Raw genomic sequence first — 14,185 nt, 5'->3', positions numbered from 1 at the left:
CCTTTTAGCTTAATGTTTTATTAATGGCTTCGAGAACTCTGTCTGCCTGAAAAGGCTTTACAATAAAGTCTTTAGCTCCTGCCTGGATCGCATCGATAACCATCGCCTGCTGGCCCATCGCTGAACACATGATGACTTTTGCATGAGCGTTCATTTTCTTAATTTCTTTAAGTGCTGTGATGCCATCCATCTCAGGCATTGTAATATCCATTGTTACTAGGTCCGGCTGATGCTCTTTGTATTTTTCAACTGCTTGAGCGCCATCTGCAGCTTCTGCAACGACATCAAATCCATTTTTCGTTAAGATATCTTTAATCATCATTCTCATAAATGCTGCGTCGTCCACTATCATAATTTTATGTGCCATTTTCTTCTCTCCTATGAATGATTACTTTAATTTATTTAAACGCTCAGACTGACTTAAAATATCAGTAACGCGAACCCCGAAATTTTCTTCAATTACAACAACTTCCCCTTGCGCTACGATTTTATTGTTGATAAGGATATCAACAGGTTCGCCTGCAAGTTTATCTAGTTCAATGATTGAACCAGATGACAGCTCGAGAATTTCTTTTACCGAACGCTTTGTACGGCCAAGTTCGACTGTTACCTGAAGCGGAATATCAAGCAGCATATCAAGATTTTTCATTTCTTTTTGATACGTCGGTACGGGTTCAAAAGATGAAAATTCTGCTGGCTTCACATCGACTGCCGGTCTCTGAGATCTGGTCTGCTCAGGCTCTGCGAAATATGAATGATGAGTTTCTGCATGAACTGGAGCAGCATTTGAATGCCGGGTTTCTGTATAAGCATTCGAAGGCTCAACGCGGACTTCTTCTTTAACCGCTTCAACGGCTGCTGCCTGTTCCTTCGGATTCATCAGCTCATCAACAAGGTCCTTGGCAAACTGCAGCGGCAGAAGCTGCATAATTTCTGAATCTATCAAAACTCCGATTTTCAGTCTGAAAGCCACTTTCAAGAAAAGTTCATCTTTAGGAAACGCTTCAGTACCTTCTCCTTCTTTAACATCTAACAGTTCAACTGAAGGAGGAGATATATCTACTTTCTTGTTGAAAATCGTAGACATTGAAGTTGCTGCTGATCCCATCATTTGATTCATCGCTTCCTGAACGGCGCTTATCATGATTTCGTCCAGAGAAGAATCCGTAATTTCACCAGTTCCGCCCATCATTAAATCAGCAATTATTGCAGCATCACTTTGTTTGATTACAAGTAAGTTGCTGCCGATAAAGCCTTCGGTGTAATTCACTTCAATAGCTACATATGGGTGCGGGAATTCATCGGACAGTTTTTTCCTTTGAATAACCGAGACCGTAGGAGTAGTAATTTCTACTTTTTGATGAAGAAGTGTAGAAAGAGCTGTTGCTGAACTTCCAAAAGAGATATTGCCAATTTCTCCAATTGCGTCTTTTTCCATTAAGTCTAAATAATCATCAGTTTGTATTGTAATCTCTTCTTCATCGTTTGAATCTGTTCCCTTTAAAAGGGCATCAATCTCATCTTGAGATAACATTCCGCTACTCACCATCTTCTTGCCCCCTCTTATATTGGCCAATGACTTGCACAGCTGCTTTTCTCTTTAGTTTTCCCGGCTGACCAAAAAATTTAGGTTTGTCTCCTACTTTGACCACCAATGGCTGATCAATGGCTTTTTCCAGCTGTATGACATCTCCTGGCTGAATATCTAAAAATTCTTGAATCGTAATCTCTGATTTTCCTAATTCTGCTATGACCTCAAGTTCTGCTGAGTGAATTTTCCTCTGTAAAACCTCTACTTCACTTTGCTTTGGTTCTTTTCTTTCAGATTGCATCCAATAATGGACACTTAAACGAGGGATGATCGGTTCTAAGATCACATGAGGAATACATAAATTAATCATCCCGCTTGTTTCTCCAATTTGTGTATTCAGTGAAATAACAACAACTGTTTCATTCGGTGAAACCATTTGTAAAAACTGCGGATTTACTTCAAGATTATTCATGATTGGTTCAATTTCATAAATTGAACTCCAAGCCTCTTGATAGTTCTCAAGTGATTTTTCAAACAAACCTGACATAATTTTGCTTTCAATTTCAGTCAGCGAATCCGCCTTATTTACACCTGTTCCAAGTCCGCCCAAAAGCCTGTCCATCATGGCATATGCGACATTTGGGTTCACTTCCATTAAAATCCGTCCGCTTAACGGGTGTACTTCAAAAACATTAAGAATCGTCATTTTAGGTATGGATCGAATAAATTCTTCATATGGAAGCTGGTCAACGGATCCTACACTTATCTGAACATAGGTCCTCAGCTGTGCAGAAAAATAAGTTGTTAACAATCTAGCAAAATTTTCATGTATTCTCGTTAAGCTTCTGATTTGATCTTTTGAGAAACGAAGTGCTCTTTTAAAGTCGTAAACTTTTACTTTTCGCTCTGTCTCTTCTTTTTTTAATTCTTCAGCATCCATTTCACCTGAAGAAATCGCTGACAGCAGGGCGTCGATTTCATTTTGAGACAGAATCTCACTGGACATACGTTCACCTCCTGAACAAGATAATATGTATAAATTATTGAATGATATAGGAGGTTGTGTAGACCTTCTGGATTTTGCCTTTTTGCATCAAATTGTTTGCACGCTGTTTCACTGTCTCTTTAAAAGCATTCATGCCATCTTTCCCATCCAATTGCTCTGCTGAGATATTCGAAAGCTCTGAAATAATAATATCTCTAACTTGAAATTCTCTTTTTTCAAGCTCTTCTTTTGCTTTCTTGCTGTCGGTTTCTAATTTGAAAGACAACCGGACAATATTGTCGCTTGCTAGATTCGTAGTGATTTCCGGAAGATCAAATGAATACTCGATAACCTCATCAATGGATGGTTCTTTTTCTTTTGCGTTTGCTTTATCAGTCATAAAATTGGTAATTATGAAAAGTGCAGTTACTCCGATTAAAGAAATAGAGGTAATAATGACCAGCATAATGCTCAATAATTTTTTATTCATATTCATCAGCCTCCATTCCTTTTGGAAATCCTAAAAGGTTGGCTTTTTTATAAAAGCTCTGAACAAGCTTGCTAACTTGCTGCTCAGATTCTTTTACAACAAATTTTTTGCCATTCGTTAAAGTAATTGTTGTATCTGGAAAAGATTCTACTTGCTCAATAAATAGTGCATTTAGAGTAAAGCCTTTTCCATTCAGGCGGGTCAACTCAATCAAAATGTGTCAGGGGCTCTGAGCAGAAGAACCCCCTTCCTCCTAATCTATCGTTTTAAATTAACTAATTCTTGTAAGATTTCATCTGAAGTAGAAATAATTTTTGTATTTGACTGAAATCCTCTTTGTGCAACAATCATCTCAGTAAATTCTTCTGCCAAATCCACATTAGACATTTCCAATGTTCCTGAAATAAGCGAGCCCACACCATCAGAACCAGGCGCAAATAATTCGTTTAACTCAATACCATTGTTATTGCGATCTAAAGATCCAGAATTGCTGGAAGCTTTAAATAAATTCCCTCCGACTTTTTCAAGACCTCCCTCATTCGCAAAGTTAGCTATTCTGATTTGACCGGCTATGCGCAATTGACCGCCCTCATCAACAAAGTTCACTTTACCATCTGGTCCGATATTAAAGCTTTTTGCAGATAGAGGAATTTGAATTAATCCGGCCTCTCCGCTTAAGCTGTTTGACCAGTTAGGGGATTGCAGGGACTCAGCCGAATTTTCGAATCCTACAACTGCTTGACCTATTTTTTCCATGTCCAGGCTGTATGAAGAAAGAGCCGAAACAAGATCATTCATGCTTGCTTGATCCGTTGTAGAGACAGGCTGAGTTTTATCTTGAACGCCATTAGGATATTGTCCAGTCAAAACAGACAGTGATGTACTCATTTGACTCAAAATATCATTTATTGGAGCTGCAACGTTATAAGAGCCAATATCACCATTTAAGCTAGTTAATGAAGTATTGAAATCCCCTAGAACATTATCAAATGCTGCAACATTAGAAGTGAATTGTCCTCTTGTCGTTTCAAGAGCGGCGCTTGCATTTTCCTTTGCTAGAAATGATGAACCAGTCGCTGGTTTTCCTTCTTTTTCCCACACGCTGAATGCATCACTGTATTGGTTATATGCGTTCATTAGGTCATTCGCACTCTTAGTAGCAAGCTTTAGTGAATCGTTCATATTTTTAAAGGGTGTATTAAAGTTTGTAATGGCATTTAAGGCTGCATTCGATTTAGTTATAGCTGCGTCAGTCGGTATTGATTTCTCGCCTGTTTCGCCTAGGAGAAACATTCCATCACTTGTTACTAAATATCCCCGGTCATCCAAATAAAAGTTACCTGCTCGCGTGTAGCTTAAGTCCATTCCTCTGTCGATAGAACCATTAATTTTGTTATCTCCAAGCTGATTTCCAAGATCGATGTTCACACGTTGAAGATCCTTAATAGTAGCTACAGGGAAAAATCCATCTCCAGCAAGTGATACATCCAGCGTTCTTGACGTTGTTTGATTGGAACCAGTTGTGTGAATGGTATCAATTGAGCTTAATGCAGAGCCAAGACCAACCTGCTTGGCATTCATGCCGCTAGTGGTTTGAGTCGCTGCACTGGCTCCTGAAATTTGCTGATTTACTAAATCTTTAAAAGTAACTCGACCTTTTTTAAATCCATAAGTGTTAACATTCGCAATATTATTTCCGATTACATCTAATTTCACTTGGAAATTTTTCATTCCGCTAATACCAGAGTACATAGAGCGTAACATTTCATTTCTCCCTTTATTTTTGATATAGGCTGCTTCTGTCCATTCACAGCCGATGGCCTCCAAAAAGGTCCAGCCAATTTAGTCCATAATGATAGTTCCATTTATATTTGTGAAAATATGAGAAGAAGCTTCTTTTCTATTCATTGCGGTCACGACCATATTATGATCAATATTTACAATTAAAGCTGCATTTGATGTAAGGATTAACGAATCTTTAATCCCCTTTTTTCGTGCTTCTTGCATCTTTCCCTGAATTTCCTTCCATTGATAGTCAGGAATTGAAATGTTGCGTTCGATTAATCTTTGATTGGCATGCTTACTTATTTTTATTGTTGATTTTGTATGATTTTTGAGTAATTCCTGAAAGGTATGCGGTTTGAAATTTTCCTTCTTTGTGTTCGCATGTTTTAATGTCAATTGGTGATTTAATGGATTAATATTGATATTCATACATACTGCATCTTATATTTCTTCATTTTTGGGTTCACTTACTTTTGTAATTAAATAACTCGGAATTTCTTTTCCATCCTGCATTTCCAAAATTATTACAGACCCAGACTGTTTAATCGACTTTACAATTCCTTTTCCTATATTTATTAATTCAGTTGTACCATCCTGATTTTCAGTTTTTTCCACTTCATTCCATTCAACTTCTTTAGAAATCATTTCAGAATACTTCAAAATCCCTTCACCCATTTGCGATTGAACAAACAATTCAATTTGCTTATTCATGTTTGTCATTTGTTCTAATGATGAAAAGTTTGCCATCTGTGAGATGAATTCCTTATCTTCCATCGGATTTAAAGGATCTTGATTCTGCAGCTGGGCAATTAATATTTTTAAAAAATCATCTTTTCCAAGATTGGAGCTGCCTGTGCGTACAGTATGCTGATTTGATAATAATAAACTTGTATCGATTGCAGTTTGAGACATCATATACCTCCTTTAAATAGTTATGTTTAATATATCTTTAAAAGATTCTCCAGTTGTTTTTTCTGCTGATTCTTGAGAATTCTTATGCTGGTTTTGTTCATCCTCTTCTTTTGAATGATGTTCTTGATGAGTATTCTCGCTTGGATGATCTGTAAAAACCTCGAAACGATCAACTTGAATTGAAATATTGGGCAAAACCTGCTTAAGATGATGCAAATTTTGATCAACAAGTTCTTTGGCAGATTGTGTTGAGGTCACAATCCTTGCTACCATTTCTCCGTTTTGCTGCTGAAGCTTGATTGTTAGCATGCCAAGATGTTCTGGAGTTAACCTCAATGTCATTTTCGTTAAACCATTTGAAAACTGACCAATATTAATTTTTTTAAATCCTTCATATAATTGATTGATAAAAGTTTTTCCCTCTGACAATGCTGTCTTTTCCTTAAGTGGAGGAATATTTTGCTCGAGTTTAATTGTTTTTGAAACATCTGCAGTTAAATTCTGACTTTTTGGTTCTGTCTCATTTTCTGTCATTACCTTTTGATCTGCATTCGTTAAATGAGAACTTAGAGCAAATGGCAATTGGTCAATTTTGTCATGATTTAAGGCTGATTGTAATGTTACTTTATCTCCTGTCTTTACTGATGCTTCATCTTGTAAAAATTGAAAATTGGCAATCATTACTGAGCCTTTATCTTTTTGCTTTAGTAGAGGGATGCTATTTATCGTTAAGAATGAAATTTCATTATCAGCACTTATACCTTTTAGTTCTTTATCATTTGCAGATTTGTCCTCTGACAAGTTAAACGCATTAATGAAGGATTTAAGAATATCAGGAGCCTCTAATTTCTTAGGCGGTTCATATCCTTGAAAGTTCTCAGCAATAATATCATTCATTCTTGCTAAGATTTTCTCGAATGGCTGAAGTCCTGTTTTCTCGAGCTTGGAAAGTCCTGTAAGCAGATTTAGGAGTGTTACCTGATTTACCTGATCTGACGTTATTTCATCTGAAGACAAAATATCTTCAATCGATATCGCTTGACTGATTATATCCTTAACTATTATCTGTGCTTCTCCTTGTATCAAATCTAGCGTTTGATTTAATGAGGAGTAAAACTGTGGACTCTGTATAAAAAAACCTTCTGATGCAGGAATTCCTTGCAAAATTTCTTTCACTTCTGAAATAATCATCTGGATCTCATCATGTAACTTTTCTTTATCCATAAGATTTGCTTCTTTAGGGATTTCAGTTATTTCTACTGCTTGAGTTTCCTCATTTGGAACATTTAGATTTGAAGCAATTAAATCTTTAAATATACTTTTAAGTGAACTACCGGCTAATTCTTCAATTCCTATTTCTTTTGTAAGTAAGATCTGATTGCTTGGAATAATCTTCAAATTCCCACCCCCTTTCTACTTTAAATTTCTTATTGTCTGGCCAGCATTTTCGTATATCTGGCTGCATCTTCAGCCGACATTTTTTCCAATACTGCAATCACTTGATCGTCTTTGATTTTACTTAAGATAAGCACGGCTTCCTCATCAGTTAGAAAGGGAATAATCTCTGCCGCTTTTTTGCTGGACATATTTTCATAGAGCTTTGCTATATCTTTGCTTTCTTCCGTTTCTTCTTTTGATTCCTTTGATAGCTGCAGCTGATCTTTGAGTGATTTTACTTCTTGGCTAAGCTCCTGAATTTCCTTTTCTTTTAGATCGGCATCATTTTCCAATGCAGAAATATCAAGATTTTGCTTTTCAATTGTGCTTTTTTGCTGTTTATTTTCTTCCTTTAGCTTCTTGGTTTGTTCATCAGCCGGATCAGTCTCAGCCTTCTTTTCGTCGTCATTCAGTATTTGTGCTGTTCCTGGTATATGAGAAATTGTCTCTTTCATTTTTCCGAGTACATCTATTCCTGCAACTGAAAGAATGACAACGATAAAGGTTACTGTGAATAGAATGGGGATTATGATGACAAAAAACACCCATTGAAGCTTTCCAGAATCTTTTTCATTGTTTTTCATAAGACGTTCACCTAATTTCCCCGAAGCATGTAGGTTTGAATCGATAGATCATCCATTAATTTCGATTCTGATGCTTTCACATGTTCGAGATGGACTTCAAAATGCTTTTCTTTCATTTTTTCATACTTTTTTACTTCTATATTTTTTTCTGTAAGCAGCATTTGCTTTTCATTCATGTTGTTTCTTGTAATTAAAACTAATCGCTGATAATGAGTAATTGTTTTCTCAAGATTGGTGACAAACTGCTGAAAGTGGCGAATTTCCTGTACTGGCATTCCTGTATTCAGCTGATTGATAGTCCTCTCTTCAAGGACTTCTTTTTTCTTCAGGCAGTCAAAGAGTTTTTCTGCCACGTTTTCGAACTCCGCAACAGAGCGGTTGTAATCTTCAAGAGATTTTTCTTTTTCATTTTCTTTTAGTTCAAGGACTTTTTGAAACCGGTATGTATATGTCAAAAATTCTCACCTTTTTCAATCAATAATTCCAATGAAGCTGCACTTTCTTCAAAAGAAATTTTATCGTGTACATCCTGCTTTAAAAAAGCAATGATTTTTGGATAAAATCGAATCGCATCATCAATTTCTCTGCTGGAACCCCTCTTGTATGCTCCAATGTTGATTAAGTCTTCTGAATTTATATAAGTAGCAAGTAAATCTCTAAGTTTCGATGCATTCTTTTTTTGCGGTTCCGAAACGATTTGACTCATGACCCGGCTAATGCTTTTTAAAACATTTACCGCTGGAAATTGGCCTTTGTTTGCGAGATTCCGATCCAGCACAATATGCCCATCCAGGATTCCCCGAACTGTATCTGCAATAGGTTCGTTCATATCATCACCATCGACCAGGACTGTATAAAAAGCAGTAATCGTACCTTTTTCATTCGTCCCAGTCCGTTCTAATAACTTAGGCAAGATCGCAAAAACACTTGGCGTATATCCTTTGGTTGTTGGAGGTTCCCCTACTGCAAGTCCAATTTCCCTTTGCGCCATTGCAACCCTTGTAACAGAATCCATCATAAACATGACATCCATGCCTTTATCGCGGAAATATTCAGCAATGGCTGTTGCTGTGTAAGATGCTTTCATTCTCATTAAGGCCGGCTGATCGGAGGTTGCAACCACTACAATTGAACGTCTCAATCCTTCTTCTCCCAAATCCTTTTCGATAAACTCCCTAACCTCTCGTCCGCGTTCACCTACTAATGCGATGACATTCAGATCAGCTTTTGTATTTCTTGCAATCATTCCCATAAGTGTACTTTTACCTACACCGCTTCCTGCGAATATGCCAACGCGCTGTCCCTTTCCAACCGAAAGAAGACTGTCAATGACTCGAACTCCCACTTCCATCGGTTCATGGATGGGTGGTCTTTTCATTGGATTAGGGGGACTTTGTTCGGCAGATATCGGTGATAGTCCCTTTGGCAAGATCGATTGATCAAGGGGGTGACCAAATGCGTCTACCACCTTTCCTATTAAGCTTGACCCTACCTTAATTTTGAGAGAATCATCCGTTGCTTCAACTATACTTCCTGGAGAAATTTCTGTTAGCTGTTCAAATGGCATTAATAGGACATATTCATCTTTGAACCCGACAACCTCTGCAGGAATTTTAGATTTTTTTGCAGTCCCTGTATAGATATAGCATAAATCGCCGATTGAACTTTCAGGTCCTCTTGATTCAATCATCAGACCAATCACTTTTTTCACTTTTCCATAACGTTTATATGAATCTAATGAATCTATTTTTTGAATCAAACCTTCAGCTTTCAAACGGTGTTCATTCCTCTCCGACTAATTCAAGCATCTGAAGCTTCAGCTGTTGAAGCTGTGTATCAATTCCCGCATCCATTTTGCCAAAAGGCGATTCAATCTGGCAGCTGCCTTCTGGCAACGATTCGTCAGGGAAAATATACAGATCAGTTTTGGACATCAGCACGTTTTCTAATTCATTTTTATGATTCAGAAGGTGAGGGTAATGGATGGGATGGACGAAAATCTTGATATCGGGATATTCCCTTACCTCTCTCAATGCTTTTTGAACAAGTTCCAAAAACCATTCAGGATGTTCTTCTAATTGAATAAATATCAGCTTTTCAGCAAGCTTAGCTGCAAGCTTTACGACTGTTTCTTCCGATGAAACGACCTTTTCGATGTAATCCTCTTTTGATTGGGCAACAATTGCCCTGGCTTCTGATAAACCTGCACTGTATTGCTTTAAACCTTCTTCTTTACCAGCATCAAGTCCCGTTAAAAACCCTTCTTGTCTTGCTTCTTCTTTCTGCATTTCCCGTTCTGTAAGCCACGCCTGCTGTTCTTCAAAGATGCTTCTTCGAATTTGTTCAGCTTCAGCTTTAGCGGATTGTATGATTCCATCAGCTTCTTGATTTGCCTTCTGAATCAGAATTTTTGCTTTAGATGATAAACCTGGTTCTTGTATTTCATCAGTAGGAGATATGATGTCTATTGTCTGCAATGCAATTGATTTTTTGTTTTCTTCATGATGGAGAGCATGTGCTGACTTTATTAATTTAGACAATGATATCATCTCCTCCGCCGCGCGCGATTACGATTTCGCCTGCATCTTCCAGCCTGCGGATTACTGCAACAATCCGGGATTGGGCTTCTTCTACGTCACGAAGTCTGACAGGGCCCATAAATTCCATTTCCTCTTTAAATGTATCTGCCATTCTCTTAGACATGTTTTTAAAGACAACTTCCTTAACTTCTTCACTTGCAACCTTAAGCGAAAGCATCAAGTCCTCGTTCTCGACATCGCGAATCACACGCTGGATCGCTCTGCTGTCAAGCGTGACAATGTCTTCAAATACAAACATCCGTTTTTTAATTTCTTCAGCAAGTTCAGGATCTTGTATCTCGAGAGAATCGAGAATCGTTTTCTCCGTACTGCGGTCAACTCCATTAAGCACTTCGACTACAGCCTCTACTCCTCCAGTTTGCGTGTAATCCTGTGTTACAGTTGATGATAATTTTCGCTCAAGAATCTGTTCAACTTCATTAATGATTTCAGGTGAAGTCCGGTCCATCTTTGCAATCCTTCTTGCGATATCAGCCTGCTGCTGATGCGGCAGCCCTGATAAAATTTGTCCTGATTGGACTGGATCAAGATAAGATAAAATCAGTGCAATTGTTTGCGGGTGTTCATTTTGAATGAAATTAAAGATCTGGGAGGGATCTGCTTTTCTTGCAAAATCAAATGGTTTAACCTGCAAAGAGGAGGTTAGACGGTGGATAATGCTAGATGCACGTTCTTCTCCAAGTGCCTTTTCAAGAATTTGCTTAGCGTAAGAAATACCACCTTGAGAGATGAATTCCTGCGCAATTGCAATTTGATGAAATTCTTCAATAATATCTTCTTTATTCTGGGAATCTACTTTTCTTACCCCTGAGATTTCCAGTGTTAATCTCTCTATCTCTTCTTCTGATAAATGCTTATAAACTGAAGCAGCTACATCCGGACCGAGGGATATAAGAAGGATGGCAGCTTTTTGCTTGCCAGTAAGTGTTCCATTTTTCGCTTTTCTTACCATCATTTAACCCCCTATTCTTCCGTTAACCAAGATCTGAGCAGCTTTGCAAAATCTTCAGGTTTCTCTTTCGCCATTTGTTCTAATTGTTTTTTGCGGACAGTTGTTTCATTTTCTACTTCATCATTTACATCAGGCATGATAATTTTTTCCTGAACAATCATTTCTTCTTCATATTCCACATCTTCTTCTTTACGGCTTCTTCTGAATAATAAGAACAAGAGAATGATAATAATGATAAGTAAGATTCCGCCTACAATGTATAACCATAACGGGATTGAAGCTGCTTCTTGTTCAGCAAGTTCCATCTTGCCTGCAAACGGTTGAACAGAAACTGAAATCTTTTCTTCAATTTCCTCATCAGTCAGAGGTTCTGCTGTTTCATCCTTGTTGATTGAAGTTCTTACAATCGCTGATAACAGCTGTTCGATGTCATCCACGCTGTCAGCTGGAAGCGAGTCCGGATCATCTGCAGTTGGAGGTTCTACCATGACTTGAATACCTAAATCGCGAACTTTGTAAGGACTTTCAACAATTTCTTTTTTTACACGGTTTACTTCATTGTTAATTCGCTCTTCAATTTTTTCGTAATCTCCATTGCCTTCTCCCTGAACAGCTTCGTATCCAGGCACATCGTCTTCTCCTACGCCTGTGACACCGCCAACAGGTGCTCCTTCACCAGTGTAAGTTTCCGTGATTCTTTCTACACTGACTGCCAGCCCTTCCATATTTTCTTCATCAACAGGCTCTACGATGTTTTCTTCTCTGTTTTCTTGGGTAAAGTCTAAATCTGCGGTTACAGACACAACTACTTTATCCTGTCCCATCATGGTCCCAAGCATTTTTTGAACTTGTCGCTGGATATCCCGCTCAATTTTCGTTTTTAAATCATGCTGAGTGGTAATATTTTCTACAACAGGAATATTTTCTGCATTTTTTAGGTCATAGTACTCAAAATTCTGATCCATGATGACGATATTATCAGCAGATAGACCAGGCACACTTTTTGAAACGAGATGGTAAAGGGCGTTTACTTTCGTTTGGTCAAGCTGATTGCCGGGCTCCATATTTAAAACAATGGAAGCTGTAGAAGCACCATTGTCTTCATTTACGAAAACAGATTCTTTTGGAAGATTAATCATGACATTTGCATCATGAACACCTTCTATCCCTTTCATTAAGTTCGACAATTCCGTTTGTGTTGCTTTAAGTTTTAAGACATCAAATTCATTATCTGTCATTCCAAATCCAATATTCTGGCCAAAAAACGAATAGTCAATGACTCCGCTGTTTGGAATTCCTTCTGCGGCAAGCTCGACTTTTAGGGTATCTACCATTTCCGCAGGTACCATTATTGTTGCGCCATTGTCAGCAATTTTTGACTGTACTCCTTGGGAATCTAACGTTTCCTTTATTTGACCTGTTTCTTGCGGCGAAAGATCTTTATAGAGCGGAACTAAACTTGGTTTAGATGCAGCATATGAACTGATTCCGATCAGAAGAAACAAAGCAATAATTCCGCCAATAATAAATCCTTTTTGAACTTTAGAGCGTTCAGACCAAACTTGCTTTAGCTTATTTCTAAATTCCATTAACTTTTGATTCATTCCTAGAAATCCCCCGATAATGACGGCATGAATGCTGAAAAATGAAGAGTGCATTCATCGCAAGTGTTATGAAACTATCTTTAAATTTGCATTCTCATCATTTCCTGATATGCTTCAACAGCTTTATTCCTTATTTCAATCGTTGTAAGCAAAGTGACACTTGCTTTTTCAGCAGCAATCATAACATCCTGCAATTCAACATTTTTTCCTGCTGCCAGAGCAGAGGTCATTTCGTCTGATTTGATTTGCATCGAATTTACTTCTTCAATCGATTGTTTTAGTAATTGTGAAAAATTTGTTTGCTGTGTATTTTGAATACTTTGGCTATTTAAGGGCTGACTCGCCTGAATGCTTTGCGGCTGAAAAGGTGATATCGCATTAATCATTTACACGTCCTCCTACTTTCCTAATTCAAGTGCCTTCATCAGCATGTCTTTAGACGCATTGAACACCGTAACGTTTGCTTCATATGAACGGGTGCTGCTGATCAAATCCACCATTTCTTTTAACGGATCAACATTGGGAAGCTCAACATACCCCTGATCATTTGCATCAGGATGTTCTGGATCAAATACTACCTTGAAAGGAGTTGTATCTTCTTTAATCCCGGTTACTTTTACACCTGATAAGTTATCTGTTTGATTGTTTTGTGCTTTATGTAAAAGAGATGAAAACGTATTGCCATTTGGCTCTGTGACAACGGTTTTGCGTCTGTATGCCTGCCATTCGCCGTTTTCAAGCTTCGCTCTTGTGGTATCCACATTAGCCATATTGGATGATATTACATCCATTCTTAGTCTTTGTGCTGTAAGGGCAGAGGCGGTGGTATTTAATTGACTGAAAATGTTCAAATTAACTGCCTCCTCTAATTACTGTTTTTAATGAATTAAATTTACTGCCGAGGCGGTCCATCAATGCGTTGTAATAAATTTGATTTTTGGCCATATCAGACATTTCACTATCAATGTCCACATTATTGCCATTAGCTTGATAGGAAGTGTTCGTCTTCGATTTAATCGTGTATGATTCTTGCATTGATCCGAAAGAAAAATGCCGCTGATCTGTCCGGTTTGCTTGGAGCCCGCTGATTTCTGAATTGAGCGATTGTTTAAAGCTGACTTGTTTCGCTTTATAATTCGGTGTATCTACATTAGCAATATTTTGACTAATTACATTTTGCTTCATCGTTGTTTGATTTACAGCTGATTCAAGCGATTGTATTGTTCCAGAAAAAATTTTCATAGTGTCCCCTCACAAAAGCCTTATACCTTTCGAATGGTATATTGTCGAATTATGTTAAATCCA

General features: G+C 37.8%; 18 protein-coding genes. All 18 read right to left on the bottom strand.

The window, feature by feature from the left end; translation table 11 throughout:
• Window positions 1-4: 4 nt before the first annotated feature.
• The 18 genes from CYJ36_RS04860 to flgB all read right to left on the bottom strand — a co-directional run bounded on the left by CYJ36_RS04860 (window position 5) and on the right by flgB (window position 14,122).
• Window positions 5-367, bottom strand: a complete 363-nt coding sequence (locus CYJ36_RS04860; protein WP_101565306.1) for a response regulator — start codon at window positions 365-367, stop codon at window positions 5-7.
• Between the two features lie 21 nt (window positions 368-388).
• A complete protein-coding gene (gene fliY, locus CYJ36_RS04855) occupies window positions 389-1,549 on the bottom strand; it encodes a flagellar motor switch phosphatase FliY (protein WP_101565304.1) in 1,161 nt (386 codons plus the stop codon).
• On the bottom strand, window positions 1,539-2,537 hold the full coding sequence (gene fliM, locus CYJ36_RS04850; RefSeq protein WP_101565302.1) for a flagellar motor switch protein FliM: 999 nt from the start codon (window positions 2,535-2,537) through the stop codon (window positions 1,539-1,541). The genes fliY and fliM overlap by 11 nt, the downstream gene beginning before the upstream one ends.
• A gap of 34 nt (window positions 2,538-2,571) precedes the next feature.
• Complete coding sequence (gene fliL, locus CYJ36_RS04845; RefSeq protein WP_101565301.1) at window positions 2,572-3,006, bottom strand: flagellar basal body-associated protein FliL; 435 nt, start codon at window positions 3,004-3,006, stop codon at window positions 2,572-2,574.
• Window positions 2,999-3,220, bottom strand: coding sequence for a flagellar FlbD family protein (locus CYJ36_RS04840; protein ID WP_101565299.1), 222 nt, complete (start codon window positions 3,218-3,220; stop codon window positions 2,999-3,001). Before CYJ36_RS04840 ends, fliL begins: the two co-directional genes overlap by 8 nt.
• Before the next feature lie 44 nt (window positions 3,221-3,264).
• On the bottom strand, window positions 3,265-4,770 hold the full coding sequence (locus CYJ36_RS04835; protein WP_101565694.1) for a flagellar hook-basal body complex protein: 1,506 nt from the start codon (window positions 4,768-4,770) through the stop codon (window positions 3,265-3,267).
• Between the two features lie 78 nt (window positions 4,771-4,848).
• A complete protein-coding gene (locus CYJ36_RS04830) occupies window positions 4,849-5,220 on the bottom strand; it encodes a TIGR02530 family flagellar biosynthesis protein (RefSeq protein WP_101565296.1) in 372 nt (123 codons plus the stop codon).
• Between the two features lie 12 nt (window positions 5,221-5,232).
• On the bottom strand, window positions 5,233-5,703 hold the full coding sequence (gene flgD / locus CYJ36_RS04825) for a flagellar hook assembly protein FlgD (RefSeq protein WP_101565294.1): 471 nt from the start codon (window positions 5,701-5,703) through the stop codon (window positions 5,233-5,235).
• 12 nt (window positions 5,704-5,715) lie between these two features.
• Window positions 5,716-7,101: a flagellar hook-length control protein FliK gene (locus CYJ36_RS04820; RefSeq protein WP_101565292.1), complete on the bottom strand. Its 1,386-nt coding sequence runs from the start codon at window positions 7,099-7,101 to the stop codon at window positions 5,716-5,718.
• 29 nt (window positions 7,102-7,130) lie between these two features.
• Window positions 7,131-7,724 (bottom strand): MotE family protein, encoded by a 594-nt coding sequence (locus tag CYJ36_RS04815; protein WP_101565290.1) that lies wholly within the window; start codon window positions 7,722-7,724, stop codon window positions 7,131-7,133.
• An 11-nt stretch (window positions 7,725-7,735) separates the two neighbouring features.
• Window positions 7,736-8,179 (bottom strand): flagellar export protein FliJ, encoded by a 444-nt coding sequence (gene fliJ, locus CYJ36_RS04810; RefSeq protein ID WP_101565288.1) that lies wholly within the window; start codon window positions 8,177-8,179, stop codon window positions 7,736-7,738.
• Entirely contained in the window at window positions 8,176-9,498 is a 1,323-nt protein-coding gene (gene fliI / locus CYJ36_RS04805; protein ID WP_101565286.1) for a flagellar protein export ATPase FliI, read from the bottom strand. Before fliI ends, fliJ begins: the two co-directional genes overlap by 4 nt.
• A 7-nt stretch (window positions 9,499-9,505) precedes the next feature.
• Entirely contained in the window at window positions 9,506-10,264 is a 759-nt protein-coding gene (gene fliH, locus CYJ36_RS04800) for a flagellar assembly protein FliH (protein WP_180850075.1), read from the bottom strand.
• Window positions 10,257-11,276, bottom strand: coding sequence for a flagellar motor switch protein FliG (gene fliG, locus CYJ36_RS04795; RefSeq protein WP_101565282.1), 1,020 nt, complete (start codon window positions 11,274-11,276; stop codon window positions 10,257-10,259). Before fliG ends, fliH begins: the two co-directional genes overlap by 8 nt.
• Before the next feature lie 11 nt (window positions 11,277-11,287).
• Window positions 11,288-12,880, bottom strand: a complete 1,593-nt coding sequence (fliF, locus tag CYJ36_RS04790) for a flagellar basal-body MS-ring/collar protein FliF (protein ID WP_101565280.1) — start codon at window positions 12,878-12,880, stop codon at window positions 11,288-11,290.
• 80 nt (window positions 12,881-12,960) lie between these two features.
• Window positions 12,961-13,266 (bottom strand): flagellar hook-basal body complex protein FliE, encoded by a 306-nt coding sequence (gene fliE, locus CYJ36_RS04785; RefSeq protein ID WP_101565278.1) that lies wholly within the window; start codon window positions 13,264-13,266, stop codon window positions 12,961-12,963.
• Between the two features lie 12 nt (window positions 13,267-13,278).
• Entirely contained in the window at window positions 13,279-13,731 is a 453-nt protein-coding gene (flgC, locus tag CYJ36_RS04780) for a flagellar basal body rod protein FlgC (RefSeq protein WP_101565276.1), read from the bottom strand.
• A gap of 1 nt (window position 13,732) precedes the next feature.
• Window positions 13,733-14,122, bottom strand: coding sequence for a flagellar basal body rod protein FlgB (flgB, locus tag CYJ36_RS04775; protein WP_101565274.1), 390 nt, complete (start codon window positions 14,120-14,122; stop codon window positions 13,733-13,735).
• Window positions 14,123-14,185: the final 63 nt, after the last annotated feature.

The sequence above is a fragment of the Bacillus sp. UMB0893 genome (assembly GCF_002858905.1).
In the GTDB taxonomy this organism is placed as follows: domain Bacteria; phylum Bacillota; class Bacilli; order Bacillales; family Bacillaceae; genus Bacillus_P.
This window is presented reverse-complemented; position numbering and strand designations above follow the sequence as displayed.

Excerpts from the sequence above, each read along its gene's own strand:
- fliL (WP_101565301.1), bottom strand. The coding sequence starts at position 3,006 with ATGAATAAAAAATTATTGAGCATTATGCTGGTCATTATTACCTCTATT.
- fliM (WP_101565302.1), bottom strand. The coding sequence starts at position 2,537 with ATGTCCAGTGAGATTCTGTCTCAAAATGAAATCGACGCCCTGCTGTCA.
- CYJ36_RS04860 (WP_101565306.1), bottom strand. The coding sequence starts at position 367 with ATGGCACATAAAATTATGATAGTGGACGACGCAGCATTTATGAGAATG.
- CYJ36_RS04815 (WP_101565290.1), bottom strand. The coding sequence starts at position 7,724 with ATGAAAAACAATGAAAAAGATTCTGGAAAGCTTCAATGGGTGTTTTTT.
- fliG (WP_101565282.1), bottom strand. The coding sequence starts at position 11,276 with ATGGTAAGAAAAGCGAAAAATGGAACACTTACTGGCAAGCAAAAAGCT.
- fliY (WP_101565304.1), bottom strand. The coding sequence starts at position 1,549 with ATGGTGAGTAGCGGAATGTTATCTCAAGATGAGATTGATGCCCTTTTA.
- fliF (WP_101565280.1), bottom strand. The coding sequence starts at position 12,880 with ATGAATCAAAAGTTAATGGAATTTAGAAATAAGCTAAAGCAAGTTTGG.
- CYJ36_RS04835 (WP_101565694.1), bottom strand. The coding sequence starts at position 4,770 with ATGTTACGCTCTATGTACTCTGGTATTAGCGGAATGAAAAATTTCCAA.
- CYJ36_RS04830 (WP_101565296.1), bottom strand. The coding sequence starts at position 5,220 with ATGAATATCAATATTAATCCATTAAATCACCAATTGACATTAAAACAT.
- flgD (WP_101565294.1), bottom strand. The coding sequence starts at position 5,703 with ATGTCTCAAACTGCAATCGATACAAGTTTATTATTATCAAATCAGCAT.
- fliE (WP_101565278.1), bottom strand. The coding sequence starts at position 13,266 with ATGATTAATGCGATATCACCTTTTCAGCCGCAAAGCATTCAGGCGAGT.
- flgB (WP_101565274.1), bottom strand. The coding sequence starts at position 14,122 with ATGAAAATTTTTTCTGGAACAATACAATCGCTTGAATCAGCTGTAAAT.